This window comes from Paenibacillus sp. sgz302164 (assembly GCF_056120505.1).
In genome coordinates, this window is sequence record NZ_JBVYOL010000061.1 from 1 (window position 1) to 6872 (window position 6872).

General features: G+C 53.9%; 3 protein-coding genes and 1 riboswitch. All 3 genes read left to right on the forward strand.

Features of this window, described 5'->3' with window-relative positions; genetic code table 11:
• Window positions 1–112: 112 nt before the first annotated feature.
• The 3 genes from AC0LWT_RS38805 to AC0LWT_RS38815 all read left to right on the forward strand — a co-directional run bounded on the left by AC0LWT_RS38805 (window position 113) and on the right by AC0LWT_RS38815 (window position 5839).
• The gene (locus AC0LWT_RS38805; RefSeq protein ID WP_474687311.1) at window positions 113–2413 is read left to right on the forward strand and encodes a DUF4129 domain-containing transglutaminase family protein; all 2301 of its coding nucleotides are present in this window, start codon (window positions 113–115) and stop codon (window positions 2411–2413) included.
• 168 nt (window positions 2414–2581) lie between these two features.
• Window positions 2582–4120: a glutamine-hydrolyzing GMP synthase gene (gene guaA / locus AC0LWT_RS38810; RefSeq protein ID WP_474687313.1), complete on the forward strand. Its 1539-nt coding sequence runs from the start codon at window positions 2582–2584 to the stop codon at window positions 4118–4120.
• Window positions 4121–4207: 87 nt separating this feature from the next.
• Window positions 4208–4308: riboswitch (purine riboswitch) on the forward strand.
• Between the two features lie 133 nt (window positions 4309–4441).
• The gene (locus AC0LWT_RS38815) at window positions 4442–5839 is read left to right on the forward strand and encodes an NCS2 family permease (protein WP_474687315.1); all 1398 of its coding nucleotides are present in this window, start codon (window positions 4442–4444) and stop codon (window positions 5837–5839) included.
• The last annotated feature ends 1033 nt before the right edge of the window (window positions 5840–6872 follow it).

The window sequence follows — 6872 nt, forward strand, 5'->3', positions numbered from 1 at the left end:
TCCCTCTCGGTCGCGGAGCGAGAGGGGGCTTCGCAGCTGCAGGCACTCGGCTGCAGCTTCACGGAAGTGCCGCATCCGCAGCGCGAGTGGCCAGGGCAAGGGGGTGTTGCGGATGCAACCGCTTGAACCCCGCCGCTCGTCCGGCACCGCCTCGCTGCAGCCGCAGCCGCCCGCCAGTTCCCGCGTCCGGGCGTCCGCCGCGCCGGACGCGCGCTCATCGCGCCCGTCCCGCCCGGGCCCGCTGCTCCGCGACGGTCTTTTGTCGCTGCTGCTGTTTTTGCTGTTGGCGGAATGGCTGAGGCCGCTGCCCATGCTTTCCGATATTTCGGAAGTTTATATGATTAAGCCGTTCCTGGCCGTATTTGCGGTCTGCATAGCGATGGATTGGCTGCGGGTCCCTTATTCATGGGGCTGGGCGGCCAAAGGCTTCCTCATGCTGCTGTTTATCGGCTTTATGTTTTATCCGGCCGACTTCTGGACGTGGTCGTGGACGATAGATTTCGGCAGGCTTATCGCGCAGGACGTTCAGCATTTGTTTCAGCTCCGTCTCGATCTTGTAAGCGCGCAAAGCCGCACGCTGCTGTTTTTGATTGGCTGGAAGCTGATGATTTCCGTGACGCAGGCATTGATGCTGCAAAGACAGCACAGCCTGTGGTTTGCTTCCGCCACGCTGCTGTATCTCGTTATTTTGCAGCTTACACTGAGCGTCGATACGACTTCGGGAATTATCCGCACGCTGGGGTACGGTCTTCTGCTGTTGGCGCTGCTGAACTTGTGCCGGATCGAAGGCTCTTACGGCTTGAAAACGACGAGTCCCGGCGGAGGCCTGCAATGGCTGCTGGTCAGCCTCATATCCACGGGACTGCTCGCCGGATCAGGCTGGTACGCCGCTTCGTCGGCTGCGCCGAGCCCGTTGATGAAGCCGCTTAATCTGGCGTCTTTGTCCGACCGGCTGCTTTCTATGTACGAAGACAAAGCCGGCGTTCCGGCCGTCCCTCCCAAATCGGGGTACGGCAATGACGATTCTGCTTTGGGAGGCCCGCTGCGATCCGACGATACGGTCGTTTTCACGGCCAAAACGACCGAGAAAACGTATTGGCGCGGCGAGTCCAAAAGCTTTTACGACGGGAAGGGCTGGACGCAATCCGAAGCGGATTGGGAAGCTTTCGTCCCGGCAGGCGTTCATGGGTCGGACCAAACGGTCACGCAGGAAGTGCTTTGGAGCACTCCGGCCGCTACCAAACAGCTTTTTCACGGGGGAACCGTTCTGCAGATCGACGCGCTTCTGACGAATCGGGAAAAGCCGCTGTCGTCCGGCGATGTTTTGATGAATACGGCCAGCGGAAAGATGGCGCTTCCGGAAATGTCGGACCCGCTGTCCTTTTATAAAATTACGGTTCAGCCGACAGATAAAGATCCGGCCGTGCTGAGTACGGATACCGGCGCCTACCCGCCCGCCATCGCGGAAACTTATCTCCAGCTCCCGGCTCAGCTGCCGCAGACGGTGCGCAGGCTCGCCGAACAGGTTACGGCGGGTAGCGCGGACCCGTATGCCAAAGCGGCGGCGGTCGAACAGTATTTGCGCAGCCATTACGTTTACAGCCTGGACAAACCGACGCGTCCCGGCAAATCCGAGGATTTTGTCAGCCACTTTTTGTTTGTCGATCAGACCGGCTACTGCGATCACTTCTCCACGGCGATGACTGTGATGCTGCGCTCGGTCGGCGTTCCGGCGAGATGGGTAAAGGGATTTGCCCCAGGCACGGAGAATGGGGCGTCCGCAGGATTATACCGTGAATTTACCGTGCAAAATAAAGATGCGCATTCCTGGGTGGAGGTCTACTTTCCGTCATCCGGCTGGATTCCGTTTGAGCCTACTCCCGGCTTCGCGGATTCCGGCGTCCGGACAGCAAGCCTGCAGCCGGCGGAACAGCACAAGGCTGCTGCAAAATCCGCGCCGGAACGCGCAGAGACCGGGTTATTGGATGGCCTGAAGCAATGGATTCGGCCAAGCCTGCCCGATTTTCAAGCTTTCATGCAGCGGTATGGAGCGCTTTGCGGATTTGCTGCGGGAAGTTGCCTGCTTCTTGCCGGAGCCGCGCGGCTTCTATGGCGCAAAGGCTTCCTGCAAGGCGCAGGGCGATTGTCCGCTTCGCAGCCGGTTCTGCGGTTTATGGATCGGCTTTGGCTGCAATTGTTCCGCAAATACGGCGCCAAATCTTCCGATCAAACCGTCCGCGAATATGTCGCCGCATTGAAGATCGAGAACGACTTGCAGAAGCAAGCGCTGCTGGAATTCGCCCAGGCGTATGAAAACTTGCGCTATGCGCCGCTTCATCGGCCGCGTTATTCCAAAGCCGAGATTGCCGCCCTTTGGAAAGCCGTACAATCGAAACGGGGTTCCCGGGAGTGAGGGCCGGCTCCGCCGCTGATACCGTTTACTTTTCGGAATGCTTTTCCGGGCCCCGGAAACCTTTGACTATTGCTCTTTACATCCTAGCCATGTAATGTTTAAAATTAGTAGCGATAAATAGTGATAAGAGGACAAGCATTATCGCTATGAAACTAGGAGGCACGGATAATGAGCAAACCGAATGAATTGATTGTAGTTCTGGACTTTGGGGGTCAGTACAACCAGTTGATTGCTAGGCGGATCCGCGATTTGGGCGTTTACAGCGAGCTTCTGCCTTTCAATACTTCTGTGGATAAAATTCGCGGGCTGCAGCCCAAAGGCATCGTCTTTTCGGGCGGTCCGGCAAGTGTTTACGGAGAAGGCGCGCCTTCGGTCGATCCTGCGATCTACGATTTGGGCATTCCGATTTTGGGCATTTGTTACGGCATGCAGCTGATTGCGCATCAATTGAACGGGAAAGTGGAACGCGCCCAAACGCGGGAATACGGCAAAGCGGAGCTTGAATTTACGGCCGGCAGCCCGCTTGTGCAAGGACTGGACGCCAAGCAAGTCGTGTGGATGAGCCACGGGGACCACGTTTCCGTGCTGCCGGAAGGGTTTGCGCTGGAAGCCAGCACAGAGTCGCTGCATATTGCGGCCATGAGCCACCGCGACAAAAACATTCATGCGGTTCAATTCCATCCGGAAGTCCGCCACTCCGTGCAGGGCACCGAAATTATTCATAATTTCGTCTATGGCGTCTGCGGATGCGAAGGCAACTGGAGCATGGAAACTTTTATTGAAGACACCATCAAAGAAATCCGCCAGCAGGTCGGGGATAAAAAGGTGCTTTGCGCGCTGAGCGGCGGCGTCGACTCTTCCGTTGTCGCCATGCTCATCCATAAAGCGATCGGCAGCCAGCTCACCTGCATGTTCATCGATCACGGTCTGCTGCGCAAAGGCGAAGCGGAAAGCGTCATGGACACCTTTGTCGGCAAATTCGACATGAAAGTGGTTAAAATCGATGCGCGCGAGCGTTTCCTCGGCAAGTTGGCCGGCGTGGACGATCCGGAGCAAAAACGAAAAATCATCGGCACGGAGTTCATCCGCGTGTTCGAGGAAGAGTCGGGCAAGTTCGACGACTTTGAGTTCCTGGCGCAGGGTACGCTCTACACCGATATCGTGGAGAGCGGCACGGCCACGGCACAGACGATCAAATCGCATCATAACGTAGGCGGACTGCCGGAAGATATGAAATTCAAACTGGTCGAGCCTCTGAAAACTTTGTTCAAGGACGAAGTCCGCAAAGTAGGCGAAGAATGCGGCCTGCCTGCGGAAATCGTATGGAGACAGCCGTTCCCGGGGCCGGGTCTGGCCATCCGCGTATTGGGCGAGGTGACGGAAGATAAGCTGAAAATTGTCCGCGAGTCCGATGCGATTCTTCGCGAGGAAATCGCCAAAGCTGGCCTGGACCGCGAGATTTGGCAGTACTTCACGGCGCTTCCGAATATGAAAAGCGTAGGCGTCATGGGCGACGCCCGTACGTATTCCTATACGGTCGGCATCCGTGCGGTCACGTCTATCGATGGCATGACGGCCGATTGGGCGCGGATTCCTTGGGACGTGCTCGAAAAAATTTCCGTTCGCATCGTCAATGAAGTTGAAAACGTAAATCGCATCGTGTATGACGTGACATCCAAACCGCCTGCTACCATTGAGTGGGAGTAGATACAATCTTAAACCGAACGTTCTTGGGGATACTTCCTGTTGAACGTTCGGTTTTTTATTGACATTCTTCATGCGTAATTCTAAAATGTAGGTGGATAACAGTTTTTTCGTATAATCCCGGGAATTGGCCTGGGAGTTTCTACGAGGTCACCGCAAATGATCTGGCTACGAAAAAAGGACGGAATCCCGATGAGAACGTACTTGCGTACTTGCGCTTTCAAGGCGGTTCTCTTTTGGAGAAACTCCTTTTTGGTTCCCGGAAATCATCCTCATGATTCCGGGTTTTTGCTGTTCCGAATATCGGTTGGGAGGAAGAGTTAGATGGATCGGTTTTTCAAGTTGAAGGAGAACGGCACCACGGTAAGAACGGAAATTATGGCGGGAATTACGACGTTCATGACGATGGCGTACATTTTGGCCGTGAATCCGGACGTTCTCAGCGCCTTCAAGTCCGGGGCGACAGGCGGTGATTGGACGGCTATCTTCCTGGCGACGGCTATTGCCGCAGGCGTTATGACGATTGCCATGGGGCTGTTCGTAAATTTTCCGGTTGCGCTTGCTCCGGGAATGGGATTAAACGCTTATTTTGCAACCATTATTCTTTCCTCGCAAGGGAAGTTTACGTTTCAAATGGCGCTGACGGCCGTTTTTATTTCAGGGATTATCTTTTTAATATTGACGGTTTCGAAAATTCGCCAGATGCTGCTCGTCGCCATTCCGGACAGCCTGAAACATGCGATTACAGTAGGTATCGGTTTGTTCATTTCCATGATCGGCTTTAAAAACAGCGGGATTTTGACGGTGGCGGTCGAAGCGTCCAATGATGTTCCGGCGCATAAATTTACGGACGTTTTGTCTTTTGAAACGGTATTCCATATGGGCTCTTTGGAAAATAAAAATGTCATTTTGGCGGTCGTCGGCATTTTGCTGATTTCCATCCTGATGGTGCTGCGCGTGCGCGGCGCGATTCTGTTCGGGATTTTGGCTACGACGGTTGTCGGCTACTTCATGGGGCTTGTAAATCTCGATTCTTTGACCGGCCCGCAAACGACCTGGGTGCCTGATATGACGAAGCTTGCTTTTGCCAATTTCGATTGGAACGGCATTATGACGGCGGGAATCGTCTCCGTTGTCGCTACGTTCACCTTCGTGGAGCTGTTCGACACGTTCGGGACGATGGTCGGCACGGCTAACCGTGCGGGCATTATGAAAAATAAAGAGGAAGGCAACAAACGCGTCGGAAAAGCGATGTTCGTGGATGCCGTCGCCGTCAGCGGAGGCGCGCTGGTCGGAACGAGCACGGTTACGGCTTTCGTGGAAAGCGCGGCGGGAGTAGCGGAAGGCGGACGCACGGGTCTGACCTCGGTAACGACAGGCGTCTGCTTCCTGCTCTCCTTGTTTTTGGCTCCGATCGCGATGCTGATTCCGGGTTCGGCCACAGCCGCGGCATTGATCGTAGTAGGCGTGTTGATGATGCAGTCCGTCCGGGAAATCGACTTTCAGGATTTTGTGCTGGCGATCCCGGCGTTCCTGACGATCGTCCTGATGCCTTTCACATACAATATCGCCAACGGAATTTCTTTCGGAATCGTTGCTTATGTCGTGCTTGCCACCGCTGCAAACATTAGGGGAAAAGACAAGTATCAAATCCACTGGCTTATGTGGGTGTTAGCCATCCTCGTGCTTGCGCGTTACATTTTTATCGGAAGTCAAGGATAAGGCATTCAATATTAAGGCTCTGGCGCTTATGTGCCGGAGCCTTTTGGTTTTCGCGGGAGAAGCCAAAGACTTAATGGGTGGCGAGGTCGCTCGTGAACGGGTTTGGGGAGGGCGTGCAAACCTGCGAATTTATGCCGGGAAGAGCTACCCGGTCGGCCAGCTACCCGGCTGCGAGCAGAAAACCTGCAAAAGTCAGGCTGTTGAGAAAGTCTAACGGGTTCCTCTCAGATCAATTTTTATGTGGGGGCACTCATCTTGAAGAGAAAAAATTGATTTAAAACGATCTGAGAGGGGTATTTGGCTCATGCTTTTGGTACTTTTTTTGAGCATCCAGGAAAAAAGGGGGTTTCTCAACAGCCTGAAAAGTGCAGTTTTCTTCTCGCCGGAACGCTAACAATGAACAATTCCTGCAATTGTACAGGCTTTTTGCCGGGTACAGGGGTTCGGGTTCATTTTTATCGAAAATTCCTACACTTTCGCAGGTTTTTCGCCCAAATGAACCATTTTCGCAGAAAAAGCCTGTACTTTCGCAGGCTTTCGCTTCGGGCTCCCGAGCCGCCTCGTGACAACCCGAAGTGCGACGGCGCAAAGTATCGTTCAACTAAGCTAACATGTGGACGACCAACCGCCGTCATGCAGCGCAGCACCGCACGCTGGGAGCTGCGCGCGGTGCGATTCGCGTAAACGTTTGCAGATTTTCCGCTAGTGTCAACGAACTGCGCTATCCTCCGTACTAGTGCATTAGTGATGCCTTGGTGCCGGTTGTATTTCCCATAAAAAAAGTCGAAGAAAAAGCTTGCATTCGCAATCTATCTTTGATATATTACTCCTTGTCGCTTTTGAGACCGCGAGATTGCGAAAAAGAATTTTAAAAAAAATACTTGCAATCGAGTAGGCGGATGTGATATATTGATTAGGTCGCCTTCGGAAGACGGCGATGCGAACGAAAGAAATTGTTCTTTGAAAACTGAACAACGAGTGAAGAAGCAAGGTTGAGCAATCAACCAAAACAAGAGATTGCAAAATCTCGTCA

What these genes read in the sequence shown, in the direction of transcription:
- guaA (WP_474687313.1), top strand. Translation starts at nt 2,582, where the DNA reads ATGAGCAAACCGAATGAATTGATTGTAGTTCTGGACTTTGGGGGTCAG.
- AC0LWT_RS38805 (WP_474687311.1), top strand. Translation starts at nt 113, where the DNA reads ATGCAACCGCTTGAACCCCGCCGCTCGTCCGGCACCGCCTCGCTGCAG.
- AC0LWT_RS38815 (WP_474687315.1), top strand. Translation starts at nt 4,442, where the DNA reads ATGGATCGGTTTTTCAAGTTGAAGGAGAACGGCACCACGGTAAGAACG.